We start from the raw sequence: 16,863 nt of genomic DNA, 5'->3' as shown, positions 1-16,863 counted from the left end.
ATACTATGTTAATCTATAATTATTTCTGCTTGGAACAATTTAAAGGTTAACATCAGTTCAAAATATTGCTTTATCTCACTTAAAATCACAAATTTGTGATTTTAAGTGGAATGAGTAAAAAATAACACTACACAAAATATTTAGGAAAAAAATTATTATTTAGTTCTAGGTTAATAGAAATAAACAATAAAATATAACAGAAGTTGAAAGCTAAATTAATACGGATTACGACTGTACCACTTTCCTTAAAAATTCTATTGAAGGGGCAGCACCGGTTTATGTCAGAACATTTTGATGTGATAGGAGTTTCTTCGCCTGGCAAAGAACTGGAAGAGGTTAAAAATGATGAAGAAATAGATGTAGTTGCGATTGATATGTCCCGCAAGATTACACCTATTAAAGATATCAAATCTTTATGGAATACTTATAAGCTTTTAAAAAAGGAAAAACCACAAATTGTTCATACTCATACACCTAAAGCTGGAATTGTAGGGATGCTTGCTGCAAGAATGGCTGGTGTACCTCATAGATTGCATACTGTAGCGGGTTTACCACTAATGGAGGTGACAGGTGTAAAACGTCAGGTTTTAGACTTTGTAGAAAAATTAACATATGCTTCTGCTACCAAAGTATATCCCAACTCAAAAGGACTGTCTGATTATATCATAAAGCATAAATATACAGATAGGTATAAGCTGAAAGTAATCGGAAATGGTTCTTCAAACGGAATAGATACTTCATTCTTTTCACCCCAACAAGTTTCAGAAGACCAGAAAATTCTCCTCAAAAAAGAATTAAAAATAGAAGACTCTGATTTTGTCTTTGTCTTTGTGGGACGCTTGGTGGGGGACAAAGGAATTAATGAACTGATAAAAGCTTTTTCTGCTTTAAATAAAGAAGAAGGTAAACATTCAAAATTATTACTGGTGGGTCCCCTGGAACAGGAGCTGGATCCGCTATCTCCGGATACATTAAAGGAAATTGAAACTAATCCGGATATCATCTCTGTAGGATTTCAGAAAGATGTGCGTCCTTATTTCGCGATTTCTGATGCACTGGTCTTTCCTAGTTACCGGGAAGGATTTCCCAATGTAGTGATGCAGGCCGGAGCAATGGAGCTGCCTAGTATCGTTTCTGATATCAACGGATGCAATGAAATTATCGTAGAAAATCAGAATGGAGTAATTGTTCCGGTAAAAGATAGTGAAAGGCTCAAAGAAGAAATGGAGAAAATGATATCAGACAGAGACTATTATGAATCATTAAAAATGAATTCCCGGCCAATGATTGAAAACCGATTCGAGCAATCTGTGATCTGGAATGCTATATTAAGTGAATACAACAAATTGATTAAAGAGAGAGAATATCGTGTATAAGTTTTTTTTGAAACGGGTTCTGGATTTTTTGATAGCGTTAATCGCGTTAATTATACTGGCACCCATTTTTATCATTGTAATGGTCTTATTGTACTTTGCCAATCAGGGTAAACCTTTTTTTGTTCAGGCAAGACCGGGATTGAATGAGAAGATATTCAATATCATCAAGTTTAAGACTATGAATGATAAAAAAGACACACAGGGCAATTATCTGCCGGATTCGGAACGCTTAACTCCGGTTGGAAGTTTTATACGCCGGACTTCCTTGGATGAGCTTCCACAATTGATCAATGTACTGAAAGGAGATATGGCAATTATAGGGCCACGCCCCCTTTTGCCTCAGTACCTGTCTTTATATAGCGAAACTCAGAAACGCAGGCATACCATACGCCCCGGAATTACAGGTTGGGCACAGGTGAACGGAAGAAATGCAATTTCCTGGACAAAGAAATTTGAACTGGATGTATGGTATGTAGACAATCTGTCTTTCGCAATAGATTGTAAGGTCGTCCTTCTTACGATAAAAAAAGTAATAATAAGAGAAGGAATAAACCAGGTAGAGCAAGCTACAGTAGAAGCTTTTAAAGGAAATAATTAATTAAAAATCTAGACAAAGCATGTATTTATACGGAGCAAGTGGTCATGGTAAGGTAGTGGCTGAAGTGGCTGAAGAGAATGGTTTTAGTATTGAGGCTTTTATTGATGAAAATTTGATGAAAGATAAGGTATTAAACTATCCTGTTCTTAACGAAATTCCGCCACATGGTATTGATGTCATTATTTCTATAGGGAATAACAGGGTAAGGAAAAGAATAGTGGAACAGGAAGAACAATTCAATTATGTTACACTTTTCCATCCTAAGGCAATTATATCCAAAAGAGTAAAGATAGGGGAAGGGACTATTGTGATGCCCGGAGCAACTATTAATGCATTAGTAAGAATAGGGAAACACAGTATCATCAATACAAATTCTTCCATTGATCATGATTGTACGCTTGAGGACTTTGTACATATCTCTCCAAATGCTGCGCTGGGAGGGAATGTATATGTGGGAGAAGGAACCCATATAGGAATAGGAGCCAGTGTAATACAGGGGATAACAATCGGAAAATGGTGTACTATTGGTGCCGGAGCGGTTATTATCAGTGATATACCGGATGGCTGCACTGTAGTAGGTAATCCCGGAAGAATAATAAAAAGTAGAAGTTTAAAAATTTAGAATATTAAGAATATGAAATCAAGAGTATGGTTGTCCTCCCCCCATATGGGAGGAAATGAATTAAAGTATATCAATGAAGCGTTTGACGCCAATTGGATAGCACCTTTAGGCCCCAATGTTGACGGTTTTGAAAAGGATCTGGAAAAATTCTTAAATGAAAAAGTAAAGGTAGCTGCACTTTCGTCAGGAACTGCTGCTTTACATTTGGCGTTAGTGGAATGCAATGTAGGTTATGGTGATGAAGTAATATGTCAGTCTATGACGTTTTCGGCTTCTGCCAATCCTATTGTTTATCTGGGAGCTACTCCCGTGTTTATAGATTCTGAAATAGATACCTGGAACATGTGTCCGGTAGCTTTGCAGGAGGCAATAGAGGATAGAATTGCAAAAGGTAAAAAACCGAAAGCTATTATTGTTGTCAATCTCTACGGAATGCCGGCAAAAATGGATGAAATTTTATCAATTGCCAGAGAATATAACATTCCCTTAATTGAAGATGCTGCAGAATCATTAGGCTCTCAATATAAAGGAAGGGCGTGTGGTACTTTTGGACGCTTTGGTATTTTATCATTCAATGGTAATAAAATAATTACAACCTCAGGAGGAGGAGCTTTGGTATGCCACTCCCAGATAGATAAAGACAAAGTTGTATTTCTTTCTACACAGGCCAGAGATGAAGCTCCGCATTATCAGCATTCACATATCGGATATAATTACAGAATGAGTAATATCAGTGCCGGTATTGGTAGAGGACAGATGGAAGTTCTGAGAGACAGAGTAGAAGGCCGCAGAAAAATGCACGATTTCTATTCTGAAATTTGTAAAAAAATAGAGGGTGTTGAATTACTTTCAGAACCAAACTCTGATTTTTATAGTAATCATTGGTTATCTGTTATTACAATAGACGGAACAAAATCATCAAAATCCCGTGAAGATTTGCGACTGGCATTTTTAGAAGACAATATCGAATCCAGACCTATCTGGAAGCCTATGCATTTACAGCCTGTATTTGAAGATGCACCATACTATGGTGGAAAAGTAGCAGAAACCCTTTTTGAAAATAGCTTATGTCTGCCTTCCGGATCTAATTTGTCTGATGATGAGAGAGACAGAATTGAAAAAGTTATGATAGAGGTATTTCCCAGTAAGAAAGAACATCCGGTTTTAGGATAATTTTATCTTAGTATAGATAATAATAAAAGTGATTATCTGTAATAATTGGTATGGAAATTCATCATCTTAAAATTAGATTAAAATAAATACTTTTAAAGTAACAGGAATGTTGATTTTGTGTGTGTTTTTATAAGTTAACTTTCTTTTATTTAAAAAGGTATTAAAAGTAATTTTTTCTAATTTTATATTTGAAAATATGTATGTTACAATAGCTTAAAAAGGCAATGTATTTTTTGAAAAAAATAAAAAACTATATTTTGCCAATTAAAAACAATACTTTTAATTGATCCGGTAGTTCAGTTGGTTAGAATGCCGCCCTGTCACGGCGGAGGTCGCGGGTTCGAGTCCCGTCCGGATCGCAAAAAGCCTTCTGAAAATAGAAGACTTTTTGTGTCCATTGTCCCGTCCTTAAATAACTTGACAGTTAATCAACATGATATTATCTGCATGAAAAATTTAAAGGATTATTAAGATAATCTTTTCCTTGAGGAGGCTGTATGAAGTAAGGTGTTCCATACGTGTTTCCGGGACGGAAAAAATCGGTGGAGATGATCTGGGAACCACTGCTGAATGCTGCTTCAGATCTGGTGAAATCATTGGTTTTTGCTTCATAGGTTTCAATATCTGATCTGGTTCTTACCATGTAGCCTTGCTTTACCAGATCCTGTATCTCTTTTTGCCTTACTATAGCATTATCTCTTAATATAAAGCCTGCGAAAGAATCATCAGGTTCACTGTTCAGAAACATCATTCTTTCCTTTAAAGAACCATCAATCAGATAAGGATTATTTTTAGAGGACAAAGTGCCTGCACTACCGGGAAGCAGCATAAAAATAAATTTTCCTTTACTGTCATTAAGCTTTGGCCAGTTGTTGTGGGTAACAGCTTCTTTCAGGGTTTTGTATTTGCCCTGAACTTCTTTTGGAGTGATAATTTTATCTTTTCCCAGATATTTTACAATCTCCCCATCCAGTTCATCATAAGCTTTTTTATCAAAAGGAAGAACTTTTGTACTGTTTTCAAAAATTGGGAAACCGGAGTCTTTGGCTTCGATCATCATAAAAACCGGCGTGTGTCCAGGATGTTGGTCAGACCATGTTTTCAGAGCTGTAAGGGCATCTTTTAAAGTAGGATAATGGGTTCTGAAGTCAATATCTGCCATATGGAGTACTTTAAAACCTGCCTGATCAAGTCCTTTTGTATTAAAGGGAGCGAGGTCAGTAACTCCTTTAGCCTTTAAAATCTCATATGTTGCCGGGCGGCTGAATCTGTTGCCTTCCGGATCATAATAGACATCTATTTCCAACCCTCTCAGGTTAGCGTTGAGCTGTTCTGTAAAATCAGGATGGTTGTAATTCAGACCTTCTTTCAGATCCATTCCATAAGGGTGATATTCTTTAAATTTAGCTTTTTGCTCTTCCGACATACTGCTGCTGTATTTCTGCATCATCCCATTGATGATTGGGGTTACCAGATCCAGTACTCTGGGGTCTGCCGGCTGGGCATAAGAATTATGGGTTCCTACAACCTGCAACTGGTTGATTCTTACATTCTGGCATTTATCCTGTGCCTGTACCAGTGCTGTCATACAAAATGCAGCTCCATAAATATACTTTGTCATATGAATAAAATTTTTTTGATTAAAAATTAAAGTTGAATCCCAGCTGTCCGCGTATTCCTGAGTAAGAAATATTTTCTACACGGTCTTTTGTACCCATATAATAGCGGTTGGGTTCATTAAAAATATTGTTCAGTTCTATAAACAGGCGTACTTTCCTGGTAAGGCTGTAAGAAGTGGAAAGGTCTACAGTAAAGTTTTTATCAAAATACTGATAATGGTCTGCACCCGCAGCAGCTCTGATTTCGCTTACATAGTTTCCTTTATAATTTCCGGCTAAACGGATCATTAGCTTACTCGTTTCATAGAAGAGGATGGTATTGAAAATATGTTTGGCCTGATTGGGAATCGTTGTAGACATGGTTCCTGTCTGCTGGCCGTTTTCATAGACCGGCATATTCATTTTGGAGGAGATATACGTATAGTTTCCTTCAAAGCCAATGTTTTTCAAAAAGCCAGGTAGGTTTTCAAAACGCTTGGATATCCCGAACTCAAAACCAAAAAGCTTTGCTCCTTCCAGGTTTTTAGGAGCTGTGAATGTATAGGTTCTTCCTGCAAGATCTACCACAGATTGGTCTTTGTAGATAAGATTGGTGATATCTTTATAAAATACTCCTGCAGTTATCAGATTCAGCTTTCCGAAGTAGTTCTCAAACATAAGATCAAAATTATTTGAAAATGTAGGATCAAGTTTAGTGTTTCCCTGGGTGATGGTATTGCTAATGTCGTTGACAATGGTTCCTGGGTTGAGGTCATTGAAATCAGGTCTTGCAAAAGAGCGGGTATAAGCCAGTCTCAGGATGCGGTCACTGCTGATATTCCATTTCATATTGACCATAGGCAGGACTACATTGTACGTTTTTGTGTCTTTAATATCTTCCGTTTTATTGTTTTTATCAGAGACTACTTTTTTACCCCAGAAAGTAACTTCATTATATTCATTTCTGAATCCTCCCAATACCTGTAGCTGCTCTGAAATCTTCCATGTTCCCATCAGGTAAGCCGCCCATACATTTTCACTACCTCTGTAGGAGCTGGTAATATTGGAGTTGCTGTCTTTACTGCTTACCTGCATCAATCCTAAATTATTTTGTGTAGCAGGATTGTACATCTGATCGATTTGTCCGTTAGTGATCTGATCAATGATTACAGCATTATAGGGATGATCCAAAGGATTCATGAAACCTCCTTTATATGGGAAATTCTCACGCTCAAGCTGATTCAGGTAAGTAACCGGAGCTCCGGGAATTCCTAATGCTGATTTAGGCATCCAAACAAGCAGGGAGCTGTTTACAACTTTGTTTTTATTATTGTACTTTGTTCCGAATTTTAGCTCAAAATTATCTGCAGGTTTATATTTAATATCAATTTGCCCTCTGAGATCTGTCTCACTGTTACGGTTCTGACTCAGAATAATCTGATTCAGTTTGAGTTTATCTGCTGTAATCTGCTGCTGGTTGTAGGGCAAGGTATATCTCCCCATATCACCAGTACCGTCAGGAGCATCCATCGCCATATACTTCCTTCCGTCGGAAGACAGATTTCCATAAGTCATTGGCTGTACAAAATTAACCATAGGGTAACCTCTTTCAGAGGGATCAAGATTATCCGGCGAGTTGAATTTAAATTCAGAACGTGCTTTTGACATCGACCAATCTACCTGCATACGTTGTCCTATCTGGTGATTACCACCCAGCTGCATAGAATATAGATCAGTAAGATAATCCGCGTGGCGGGCCTGAAGCAGTACATTTTTATTATCAAAGTTAAAATAGGTTTCCCTTACAGACTGACCGTCTTTATATTGGCTGTAGAGAGCTTTCCCGTATAATTTATTCCGGCTGTCGATCTCATAATCCAATCCTAAATTGAATCCCAATGTTCTCCGGTTTGCCAGATAATCCCGAAGCTGAAGCTGGTTGATAGAATAAGAAGCTGTTTTATCTTTCAGTCCATAGTTATAAATATTTCTCATCTGGTCTATAGCTGTAGAACGTTCCCAGATTACTGCCGAGGTAATGAACTTCAGTTTATCTGTAATTTTATTTCCATAAACGACAGAAGTATTATAAGTTGGTGACTTAGACATGTTGACGTAGCCTGAGGCCATACTTATTGCCAAAGTCTCTTTATTGGGGAAGGTTTTTGTGATAAAATCCACATTTCCGCCAATGGCGTCTCCATCAAGATCGGGTGTGAGAGCTTTAGACAAGCGTACATTCTGAATAAGTTCCGAAGGAAAGATATCCATCTGTACGCCGCGGTTGGCATTATCACCGCTGGCACTTGGCATTCTGTTTCCATTAAGAGTAGAAGCTGTCCATTGTATAGGTGTCCCCCTTACTGCTACAAAACGGCCTTCACCCATGTCTCTTTCAATAGATACTCCCTGCATTCGCTGTACGGCATCAGCAGCATTACGGTCTGGCAGTTTCCCGATGGCATCGGCAGAAAGTACCTCTGTAATGGTGTTGGAATTTTTTTTCATGGTAATTGCCCTTGCCTGTGATGCCTTGTATACACTGGTAACCACTACCTCCTGAAGATTGTTTTCCTTAAACTTAGCTCCGAATTTAATCAATCCGAGATTCACTTCCTTTTTATCTGTTACAGTGAAAGGAATATAAACACTGTCATACCCTTTATATTCCACAATAAGTTTATAACTGCCGTCATAAACATTATTAAGAACAAAGGAACCATCAGTATCGGAAGTTACCTTCTGTCCGCTGTTTTCAATATAAACCAGGGCATTGGGAAGATTTCCCTGGCTGTCTACTACTGTTCCGTGAACGGTAGTTTGTGCAAAGGCCAAAGGCCCAAGAAGAAAAAATGCTGCTTTTGTTAGAAAAAGTCTTTCTCGTGACATCCTTATAAAGTTTGATGCAAAGATGTCGGCTCCTGCAAAAGTTTTGGTTCATTTAAATTTTATCCAACTGTTTCTCTTGAGTTCGAGATGAACTGAATTGTAAATCAGTAAGTTGCTAATATTAAATAATTGTAACTAATGAACAAGCTGAGAAGGAAGACAGTCAAATTCCTTTTTAAAATATTTATAAAAAGTAGATTTTGATTTAAAACCACATTGAAATGCAAGATCTGTTACACTGGCTGAAGGATCTTCAAGCAGAATCTGCTTGAAATGCTGAATACGGTTTCTATTGGTGTATTCATGGAAATTGGAACGAAGATGTTTATTAAAAGTGATGCTTAAATCCGCTTTGCTTATCCTCAGATGGCTGGCAAGCTGGTCTAGCGTAAATTCCTCATCCAGATATTCATGACTCTCCTTATAGAAGGATATGATAGCAGTTTGTACAGCATCAAAGTCTATTTTTGAAAGGTCTTTATACTGATAGGTTTCTTTAGGTACGGATAGATGTGATGTGTTTTGCTGTTCCTGGAGCTTATGTTGGTATGTTAAAATATAAACGTACAAAATCCACCCAAACTGGAAAAGAAACAGAAGGCTGTAGATTTTCTGATAAATCAACGTATCCCATCCCAACTGGTAAACCATCCAGAAAGCTAAAACTCCCGATAATACATAGTAAACCAGGTAACGGAAATTACCGGCAGCAGGATGAGTAATATTTTTTCGGTATTTTGTCAGTAAATAAATACATAAAAGAAGACAGGCAAGCCAGTAGTAACTGTAATAAACAAAATAAGATTTATATGAACTGATGGCAAGGTCTGCCCATGAAAGATCAAGCATTTTGGCTGTAATAGCAATAGCATGATGAATAACCACCAGTGTCAGAGGAAGAATCAGGTATTTAAGCTTATCGCTCCATTTTGCATGAATTAAATAGGTAGTGATGTACAGAAAAATAAGACCTTTGAAAACACGAAGGCTTCCCGGAATTTCATACAGAACAGATTCATAACCGAATTTTTGAATAATGAAATATTCGTATCCCATATCCAGGGTGACAATTCCAATATACAATAACAGCATATTCAATACAGACTCCCTGTTTTTGATAAGAGAAATGAGCAGAGTAAGCGTAATAAGTGCCTGTAGTACAACTACCATGATAATGTATAACATGAGAACTGATATTTTGTCAAAATTATTGATAATATGGGCACAGCATCTTTAACAAATTATTAAATATTGGCTTAAAATGTGTAGGTGATCAAGGAGTAAATTCTGATCAGTTTTTAGAGATTTCCGGTTTTGTATATTGATTGGTTATTCTTATTTTAGCTAATTATCCTCATTTACAGAGAGAAAGCCTCCGTTTTTTTACGGTATTTTTAACAATCTCTTTTATGATTCAATTTTAGGTCTGATATTTGTACTGGGTAGCCAAACTAAATGGCCGATTTATTTATGAAAAACATATCTGTGAAAAAATCCTTTCTTTATGCATGTTTGTGCGCTGTTTTCCTTGTTTCCTGTAAAAAAGAAATAGAAAAAATAAGCGATACTTTTAAAGATACTGTATCTGCTTCTGAAGCTCAGGAAGCAGAAAAAGATTCTCTAAAGAAAGATTCTGTTCCTGTAGTCAAGAAAGAATCTGTTCCGCCTGTAATGCAGGAGAATGGTTTTTATAATGCTTTTGTTCTTCCGAAAGATAAAAAAATGCGGGATTCTGTTTATGCAGCATTCGGCAAAAAGTATAGCGTTGAGGAGCGTACAGCTATTTTAGCTTTAAACAGACTGGACTCTAAAAGTAAGTGGAATTCCGATACATTGGTGGTTCCTGCCAAAATAGATACAACATTGATGTCATACTCACCATTTCCAATGCAGCTGGATGTATTGAATGGAGTGAAAAAGTTTGTCATCTTTTCATACCCTATACAGGCTTTTGCTGTATATTCCAACGGAAGTCTCGTGAGATGGGGACCTACAAGTATGGGGAAAAAAGCAGCTCAGACAACAAGAGGGCTTACGTTTGCCAACTGGAAAAAGAAACTGGCAATATCCACTGTGAGTAGTGAATGGAAACTTCCTTATAATTTTAATATTCACAATATAGGAGGAATCGGATGGCATGAATATACTCTGCCGGGATATCCTGCTTCACACTCCTGTCTGCGTTTGCTGAGGAAAGATGCCCAGTGGCTGTATTCTTATGCAGATACATGGATTCTGAATCCTGGTGGGGCTACTACCAAAGCAAGGGGTACTGCAGTAATGGTATTTGGAGATTATAACTGGGGAGGAAGAAAACCATGGAGAAAGCTTCTGGATGATCCTAATGCCAACAATATATCTGTTGAAGAACTGACAAAACTTTTAGAGCCTGAGGTTCCGAAAATGCTGAAGGAACAAAGCAACAGAGAAAAAGTAGCCGACTCTATCAAAACGGCAAAAGCAATGACTGCTCCTGTACAGAATGAGAAACCTTTGGAACCGCAGTCTAATTGATTTTCTTTTCAAACTGTAAGGTAGATTCTTCAGCAAACTTTCTCAGCTTAAGCATTTCTGCTTTTCCTTTGTGCTGCCCGAATCTTGCAGCGATATAAGTAAGAAGTATAAAAAATAACATGACAAAAGAAGCGCTCAGTGCCCAGGGGTATTCAGCGCTTTTTATTTGTTTTTCCACATAATACATGGTAAAGAAGGTCATCCAGAGAATAGAAAAGGTAAAATAAAGAAACATGAAGAATGTCCACACCGCAGAACTTGGTCCGAATATTCCCCGTATTACCGTATCTTCATCTTCAATTTCTACCCGTAATGCAAGACGGGGTTTCCAGTAATTATCTTCTTCCGTTGCGACCCAGATGGTAGCAACTTCTTTATTGATATTGCCTGAAAATTCATCTTTATGTTCTGACATATATTTTTTCAGATTTTCAGCATACTCTTCTTTGGTAAGATGAGTAAACATTTTAAATCTCGGGCGGGTTCTTATTCTGTCTAAGGTTGTTTCTTCAGTTTTCATAATATTATTCTTGATAAGGGATCGGGTCTTCAAGGGCGAAGCGAAATGTCAGTTCTTCATTTTTTCTTCTAATGACCATGGTAATATTTCGGCCTTCATTGGATTTCATTAATTCTACGATCTTTTCCAAGGTCATATCAGACGTTTTTTCTCCGTTGATGCTGAGTACTTTATCATCCTTTTTCAGGCCTGCTTCATAAGCAGGGGAATCTTTTCTTACCCCGGAAATAGAAAATATAGGTTTTAAGCTGAATTTATACTGAAACGCATCTTTGTAAACCTCAGCAGATACCATAGCAGATTTTTGGGTTTCAATTTTTACCCTGTCTTCCTGCCATTCCAGTCCATCCTGTCTGAAATCAAGCCCACTCATATTGAAATGAAAAGGATCATCAAAAAATCTGTTTTTTCTGAGGTATAACTTTTGATTGGTATAATCAAAAATAACTGTAAACCGACGCATAATTTCATTTCCTACAGATCCTTTTCTGTTTTCTACTAGATTAACATGCTGAATGGAAAATTCATCCGGCATAGCGGTAAGAGGTTTCTCAAATTTAAAATTTCCAAGATAAAAATTGTGAATTCGGCTTCTTTTTCCATAAATATCTCCATTGAATCCACGTCCCAGAAAGTCATCAATATTGGGTCTGTTATAAACAAAATTTTTAATCAGGGTAGGAAAGAGCCATATCGCATCACTGTTGCCAAGATCAATCATTAGTTTTGAGTCTTTCTTTTCATTGGTCATTTCTACATCTGCTTGCAGATAGGGCTTATCTTTTTCAATAGTGATAGCAAATTCTTCAAATCTTTTGGTCTTCTTTTTCAGAAGATCAGCATTTTCATAGATTGTTATTTTTTTTGATGAGTAATCTATATAGACGGGATGATCTTTAAAAAAATGATATCCAATGACACCGTTTACAGGAATTCCTACATGGGATGAAATATTGAATTCCTCATCAAGAATAATATAGATAGACATAGAAGTATTAATAATTTCTTCTCCTATTTTACCTGTATTACGTTCAGACTTTAAACCGTCAATACTTACGCTGCCTCCAAGCCCTGAGAATTTCATTTTCTCAACGTTACTCAGCTTAATTTCCTTGTTTTCCAGGCTGAAAAGAATAGTTTCAGAAACCCCTGTGTCCAGCAGAAAGGTAAGCTCGGCACCATTCACATTAATGGGGATAAAGATCAGGTTATTGATGAACTTAAAAGGAATAACTGCTTTTTTAGTATTAATCAATTCAAAAGAGTTCTGGGCATTTATAAAAATGCTTAGAATTAATACCAGTAAAAGCAATTTAAATTTCATTTACTGAATTTAGTGAAATTATCAATATAATAATAAAAAAACATCCCAAAAGCTGGAATGTTCATATCTATTGCAATAAAGCAGTGTAAAATGTTTTTTTGGATAAATCTGTTTACTTGGAGAAAAATTCCATCAGATCCATATAATTCTTCTGATTGACACCATGTCCACTCATATATTCCCTGAAAGAAAAATAGCAGCTGAGGTCATAAAGGAGATCTGCGGCTTTTCTTCCCCATTCAAGCGGAATTACTGCATCATCAGTTCCATGTGAAATGAAGAAATGAAGTCCTTCCAATTTCTTTTTATCCTTTACAATCCCGTCAAGAATTTTATCCTCAGGATAACTGCTAAGGCAGGCAACACGATTGAAAAGCTCCGGATGTTTTAAGGCTAAAGCATAGCACAATATTCCTCCCTGGCTGAAGCCGCACAGATGAGCTTTGCTTTCCATCAGACCATAGTGGTTGATGATCTTTAATATATTTTCCAAAACGGCATTGAGAGATTCTTTTGCCTGTGAAACATCAATAAAATTTTCAGGATCATTGAAGTTAATATCATACCATGAATATCCTTCAAACTGAGTATCACGTGGAGCTCTGAAGCTGACAATGATCCAGTCATTGGGAAGGGTTTCCCTGAAGCTGAAAAGATCCTGCTCATTGCTGCCGTAGCCATGAAGCATAAAAAGAATAGGGGTATTAGGGGTAATATTTTCCGGCTCTCTTACTAGATAATCTAAATTCATACAGCAAATATAATTAAATTACACTCAGAATCTTAACTTTTATTACTCGTACAATGAACTTCAGCCGTATGATGACTGATGTGTAAAGATTGATTCTTTGGGCTGTATTTTTGAATTTTAAAATGGTTTTATATTTTTTATTGATTTGATATTATTTGGAAATCTTTATTGGAAAATTTTCATAAAAGTTATTTTTATATTAATAAAAAACTTATATTTGAAACATTAAAAAATCTATTTGGAGAAATGAAGCAATTTTACAATTCAAAAAGTTTACTTAGACTTTCTTTTTTATTCGTTTTATTATTTTCTGTCATTACTGTTGTCAGTTCTTGTAAAAAAGATGACGATGAGGAATTTCAGGATCACGTAGTTCAATTTGAAGTGAAGACAACCTCAGGTGGGAGCATCATTAGTGTTGTTACCCAGGTAGGTACCACTCAGAATACGATATACAATACTCCACAGTCACCTATAACTTCACCATGGACAAGTGGAGAATTCTTTGTGAACTCCAGTCAGGCACAGCTGAACCTTGATGCTAATGCTTCAATGCCGGATGATAATTCTGAATTGACAATCAATCTTTATATTGATGGAGAGGTTGTAAGAACCGTAAAAAAGAAAGGGAAGGGAGTATTGGTTGCTTCTATTGATTACAGCTTTCTGGAACCGTAAATTATTTTAATGTTTATATATAAAAACCGCTTTTGAAGCGGTTTTTTTATTCTTCAATCATGCGCTGCTGAATAGCTCTGTTGATAAGTTCAGTTGAATTCTTTGCCTGAAATTTCTGAAGAAGATTCTTTCGGTGGGTATCTACAGTGAGAGGGCTTAAAAACAGCTCTTCAGCAATTACACTGCTCGTTTTTCCCTGAGCTACCATCTGCAGGATCTGCTTTTCCCTTTTTGTCAGTCTTGGAATAGGAAGATCATTTTGAGATGGGCGGCTGATGATCTGCTTGGTTTCATTACAAAAAACAATATCACCGGAAAGAGCTCCTCTTATGCATACCACAAGCTCGTCAATAGAAGTGTTCTTAAGAAGATAACCGCTGGCACCGTTTTGTATAGACTGCATGATAATGCTTCGCTCAGACCGGTTACTGAACATAATGACTGAAGTATGAGGGGATATTTTTTTTATATCTCTACACAGTTCTGTTCCGTTCGCATCCGGTAAAGTGATATCCAGAAGAACAATATCTGTCATTTGTGAACGGATAAAGCTGAGGGTTTCTGCGCCGGATGCAAAACTTCCTGCTACATTAAAAAAAGACTGGCTGTTCAGCATCATTCTCAGTCCTTCAATGACGATGGGATGATCGTCTACGATGACAATATTTATTTTTTCATTCTCCATTGGTGTTGAGTTCTATATTAATTGTTGTTCCCTGATGATCAGAATTGATCTCCATTTTTCCTTTCAGGTAATTGACCCTGTTCTTCAGGTTGCGGAGTCCCATACTTTGGGAGGTATTTTCTATGTTTTTATCGAACCCTTTTCCGTTATCTTCAATAGTGATCAGAATGTTTTCTCCGGATTGGGAGCATTGTAGTAAAATATTGGTTGCCTCTGCATGTTTTACAGCATTGGCCAACAGTTCCTGTATAATCCTGTAAATATTAAGCTGGATATTCAAAGGTAATGTTTTATCAATGCTGATAGCCTGAAAATCAATCTCAAGGTTTTTTCTGCTGTAAAATTCACATAAGTCATGCAATGCGGTTTCCAAGCCAAAATTAAGCAGTGATTCCGGCATAAGGTTTCTGGCTACATGCCGGAGTTCACTTACAGAGTTGTCCAGCTGGCCCAGAATCTTATAAAATTCCTGATCTTTTTCGGGGTTCAGATGATTGGAAGACCATGTAGAAAAGTTGATCTTCACTCCTGCAAGCATTCCGCCAAGGCCATCATGAAGGTCTCTGGCAACACGTTCTCTTTCTCTTTCCTCACCCTCAAGAATGGCCTTTGTAAGCGATAGTTCTTCCTTTTGTTTAATATCTTCTATTCTCTGCTGAAGATTGATCTCTTTCTGTTCAGACAACGTTTTATTCTTTCTGTAAATGACGAATAAGAAGATTAAAAGGCTCAAAAACAGAAGCAGAATCAGGCTAAGAACCCACAGATAAGAGTTTTTTTGGTTGACTTCCATCTGTTTCTGATTCCTCTCAGCGTTCAGGAAAGCTATTCTTTTCTCTTTTTCAGAGGTGTTGAACCTGGTTTCAAGTTTATTGATCTCCAGTTTTATATTTTCAGCATTCAGGCTGTCATTTAATTTTGAATATTTTTTCTCCCATGATAAGGCATCGTCAAGATTTCCCATAATCTCATTGATACTTGAAAGGTGACTATAAATGGTTTTCCGGTTGTTCAGATCCTGTGCAAGTGTTTTTTCTGCCAGAATTTCTTCCAGAAGGTTCTTGGCTTCAGCATATCTTTTCAGCTTTTTAAAAATGTCATATTTATGAAAGTAAAACATCTGCATCTGCAGTTTCTGATGAAATTTTTTAGCATAAAATAACCCTTTTTCAATAGTCTGCAGGGCTTCTTCATGTTGTTGAACGCCAATGAAATATAATGCTCTGTTATAATAATAAAAAGTATTGGAAGAAGAGTCTGGATAAGGACGTACCATATTTCCTGCCTTATCCAGAAATTGTTTTCCCATACTGCATTTTGCCTGGTAACAATAATTACTGCTTGTATTAAGATAGGCATAGAATAGTTCAGTAGAGTTAGGCTCTTTTCTTTCAAGAATCTGAAGGGCTTTTTCATTATATCTGCCTGCTTTTTCAAACTCAGCGTTATACGTAAACATCAGAGCGAGCTGAGCATACAGGAATCCTAATACCTTGCCTTCACCATACTTTTCAGCAGTAGGAATACTTTTTTCAAGCATGGTTTTGATCAGAAAAGGATATCCTTCTTTATTTTTCTGTAAAATTCCATAACTATACCAGCATAAAGCGAGATAGAGAGCTGCTTTTTGACCTTTAAGCTTAGATAGTGCATTAATAGCTTTCTGAAATGATATCGAGGCCTTTTCTTTGTTCAGATCCTGTTCATATTGTCCTTCGTAATAATAATAGACGGCTTCTGTGAAGAGATCTGTCCCTCCAAACTTTTTACCATTTTCCAGGTATTTTTTGCTTGCAATGGTATCTATGCTTTTATAATAGCTCGACAGCAGAAAATAAGCATTAGCTTTAGTTATATTGTTGGGATCATTATTCACAGAAAGCTTCAGGCTGTCAATATATTTCTTTTCATTAAGCGGAAATAGTCCCTGGGCCTGTAATGTAACTTGGATTAGAATATAGAGAAGACATAATGATCTCTTCATTGTTTTGATTTTCAGTGTTAGTTTGCAGGTCAATTTTTTATTAAACGTGAAGATAATTAAAAATTTACGACAGAAAAATACCTAAAAATCAGTAGAAAAAAATACTTTTTTTTAAGGGTTGTATCCTGTTATGCTGACCAATAGTTTTGCA

At 36.7% G+C, this 16,863-nt stretch carries 14 protein-coding genes and 1 tRNA gene; 7 read left to right on the top strand and 8 right to left on the bottom strand.

The features are described from left to right. Positions 1 to 278 precede the first annotated feature (278 nt). From CRS_RS14065 to CRS_RS14045, 5 genes are all read left to right on the top strand, one after another. Positions 279 to 1,376 carry a glycosyltransferase family 4 protein gene (locus tag CRS_RS14065; RefSeq protein WP_142724773.1) on the top strand — a complete coding sequence of 366 codons (1,098 nt, stop codon included), beginning with the start codon at positions 279 to 281 and terminating at the stop codon, positions 1,374 to 1,376. Further along, on the top strand, positions 1,369 to 1,974 hold the full coding sequence (locus CRS_RS14060; RefSeq protein WP_142724660.1) for a sugar transferase: 606 nt from the start codon (positions 1,369 to 1,371) through the stop codon (positions 1,972 to 1,974). Before CRS_RS14065 ends, CRS_RS14060 begins: the two co-directional genes overlap by 8 nt. A 19-nt stretch (positions 1,975 to 1,993) precedes the next feature. Then, entirely contained in the window at positions 1,994 to 2,596 is a 603-nt protein-coding gene (locus CRS_RS14055; RefSeq protein WP_142724659.1) for an acetyltransferase, read from the top strand. Between the two features lie 12 nt (positions 2,597 to 2,608). Further along, on the top strand, positions 2,609 to 3,769 hold the full coding sequence (locus CRS_RS14050) for a DegT/DnrJ/EryC1/StrS aminotransferase family protein (protein ID WP_142724658.1): 1,161 nt from the start codon (positions 2,609 to 2,611) through the stop codon (positions 3,767 to 3,769). Between the two features lie 285 nt (positions 3,770 to 4,054). After that, positions 4,055 to 4,128, top strand: a tRNA-Asp gene (locus CRS_RS14045). An 80-nt stretch (positions 4,129 to 4,208) separates the two neighbouring features. Here the strand turns inward: CRS_RS14045 and CRS_RS14040 are convergent. The 3 genes from CRS_RS14040 to CRS_RS14030 all read right to left on the bottom strand — a co-directional run bounded on the left by CRS_RS14040 (position 4,209) and on the right by CRS_RS14030 (position 9,441). Further along, entirely contained in the window at positions 4,209 to 5,390 is a 1,182-nt protein-coding gene (locus CRS_RS14040; RefSeq protein WP_142724657.1) for a phosphatidylinositol-specific phospholipase C domain-containing protein, read from the bottom strand. A gap of 19 nt (positions 5,391 to 5,409) precedes the next feature. Then, positions 5,410 to 8,256, bottom strand: a complete 2,847-nt coding sequence (locus CRS_RS14035) for a TonB-dependent receptor (RefSeq protein WP_142724656.1) — start codon at positions 8,254 to 8,256, stop codon at positions 5,410 to 5,412. A 135-nt stretch (positions 8,257 to 8,391) separates the two neighbouring features. Continuing rightward, positions 8,392 to 9,441, bottom strand: coding sequence for a response regulator transcription factor (locus CRS_RS14030; protein WP_142724655.1), 1,050 nt, complete (start codon positions 9,439 to 9,441; stop codon positions 8,392 to 8,394). A 285-nt stretch (positions 9,442 to 9,726) separates the two neighbouring features. On the opposite strand from CRS_RS14030, the gene CRS_RS14025 reads away from it, so the two are divergent. Then, the gene (locus CRS_RS14025; RefSeq protein WP_172617079.1) at positions 9,727 to 10,770 is read left to right on the top strand and encodes a L,D-transpeptidase; all 1,044 of its coding nucleotides are present in this window, start codon (positions 9,727 to 9,729) and stop codon (positions 10,768 to 10,770) included. On the opposite strand, the gene CRS_RS14020 is transcribed toward CRS_RS14025, so the two are convergent. The 3 genes from CRS_RS14020 to CRS_RS14010 all read right to left on the bottom strand — a co-directional run bounded on the left by CRS_RS14020 (position 10,763) and on the right by CRS_RS14010 (position 13,365). Beyond that, complete coding sequence (locus CRS_RS14020; protein WP_142724653.1) at positions 10,763 to 11,290, bottom strand: hypothetical protein; 528 nt, start codon at positions 11,288 to 11,290, stop codon at positions 10,763 to 10,765. The genes CRS_RS14025 and CRS_RS14020 overlap by 8 nt on opposite strands. A 4-nt stretch (positions 11,291 to 11,294) precedes the next feature. After that, on the bottom strand, positions 11,295 to 12,614 hold the full coding sequence (locus CRS_RS14015; RefSeq protein WP_142724652.1) for a PDZ domain-containing protein: 1,320 nt from the start codon (positions 12,612 to 12,614) through the stop codon (positions 11,295 to 11,297). A 112-nt stretch (positions 12,615 to 12,726) separates the two neighbouring features. Continuing rightward, on the bottom strand, positions 12,727 to 13,365 hold the full coding sequence (locus tag CRS_RS14010) for an alpha/beta hydrolase (protein ID WP_142724651.1): 639 nt from the start codon (positions 13,363 to 13,365) through the stop codon (positions 12,727 to 12,729). 246 nt (positions 13,366 to 13,611) lie between these two features. On the opposite strand from CRS_RS14010, the gene CRS_RS14005 reads away from it, so the two are divergent. Continuing rightward, complete coding sequence (locus CRS_RS14005; protein WP_228451263.1) at positions 13,612 to 14,043, top strand: hypothetical protein; 432 nt, start codon at positions 13,612 to 13,614, stop codon at positions 14,041 to 14,043. 46 nt (positions 14,044 to 14,089) lie between these two features. Here the strand turns inward: CRS_RS14005 and CRS_RS14000 are convergent, their stop codons facing one another. Both CRS_RS14000 and CRS_RS13995 read right to left on the bottom strand, forming a co-directional pair. After that, the gene (locus CRS_RS14000; protein WP_142724649.1) at positions 14,090 to 14,728 is read right to left on the bottom strand and encodes a response regulator transcription factor; all 639 of its coding nucleotides are present in this window, start codon (positions 14,726 to 14,728) and stop codon (positions 14,090 to 14,092) included. Continuing rightward, a complete protein-coding gene (locus CRS_RS13995) occupies positions 14,718 to 16,712 on the bottom strand; it encodes a sensor histidine kinase (protein ID WP_142724648.1) in 1,995 nt (664 codons plus the stop codon). The genes CRS_RS14000 and CRS_RS13995 overlap by 11 nt, the downstream gene beginning before the upstream one ends. Positions 16,713 to 16,863: the final 151 nt, after the last annotated feature.

This window comes from Chryseobacterium sp. ON_d1 (genome assembly GCF_006829085.1).
GTDB lineage: Bacteria > Bacteroidota > Bacteroidia > Flavobacteriales > Weeksellaceae > Chryseobacterium.
The sequence above is the reverse complement of the archived record's forward strand: the minus strand, read 5'-3'. Positions and strand labels throughout refer to the sequence as shown.

Coding starts and splice junctions, on each gene's coding strand:
- CRS_RS14065 (WP_142724773.1), top strand. CDS start 279: ATGTCAGAACATTTTGATGTGATAGGAGTTTCTTCGCCTGGCAAAGAA.
- CRS_RS14055 (WP_142724659.1), top strand. CDS start 1,994: ATGTATTTATACGGAGCAAGTGGTCATGGTAAGGTAGTGGCTGAAGTG.
- CRS_RS14050 (WP_142724658.1), top strand. CDS start 2,609: ATGAAATCAAGAGTATGGTTGTCCTCCCCCCATATGGGAGGAAATGAA.
- CRS_RS14040 (WP_142724657.1), bottom strand. CDS start 5,390: ATGACAAAGTATATTTATGGAGCTGCATTTTGTATGACAGCACTGGTA.
- CRS_RS14035 (WP_142724656.1), bottom strand. CDS start 8,256: ATGTCACGAGAAAGACTTTTTCTAACAAAAGCAGCATTTTTTCTTCTT.
- CRS_RS14030 (WP_142724655.1), bottom strand. CDS start 9,441: ATGTTATACATTATCATGGTAGTTGTACTACAGGCACTTATTACGCTT.
- CRS_RS14025 (WP_172617079.1), top strand. CDS start 9,727: ATGAAAAACATATCTGTGAAAAAATCCTTTCTTTATGCATGTTTGTGC.
- CRS_RS14020 (WP_142724653.1), bottom strand. CDS start 11,290: ATGAAAACTGAAGAAACAACCTTAGACAGAATAAGAACCCGCCCGAGA.
- CRS_RS14015 (WP_142724652.1), bottom strand. CDS start 12,614: ATGAAATTTAAATTGCTTTTACTGGTATTAATTCTAAGCATTTTTATA.
- CRS_RS14010 (WP_142724651.1), bottom strand. CDS start 13,365: ATGAATTTAGATTATCTAGTAAGAGAGCCGGAAAATATTACCCCTAAT.
- CRS_RS14005 (WP_228451263.1), top strand. CDS start 13,612: ATGAAGCAATTTTACAATTCAAAAAGTTTACTTAGACTTTCTTTTTTA.
- CRS_RS14000 (WP_142724649.1), bottom strand. CDS start 14,728: ATGGAGAATGAAAAAATAAATATTGTCATCGTAGACGATCATCCCATC.
- CRS_RS13995 (WP_142724648.1), bottom strand. CDS start 16,712: ATGAAGAGATCATTATGTCTTCTCTATATTCTAATCCAAGTTACATTA.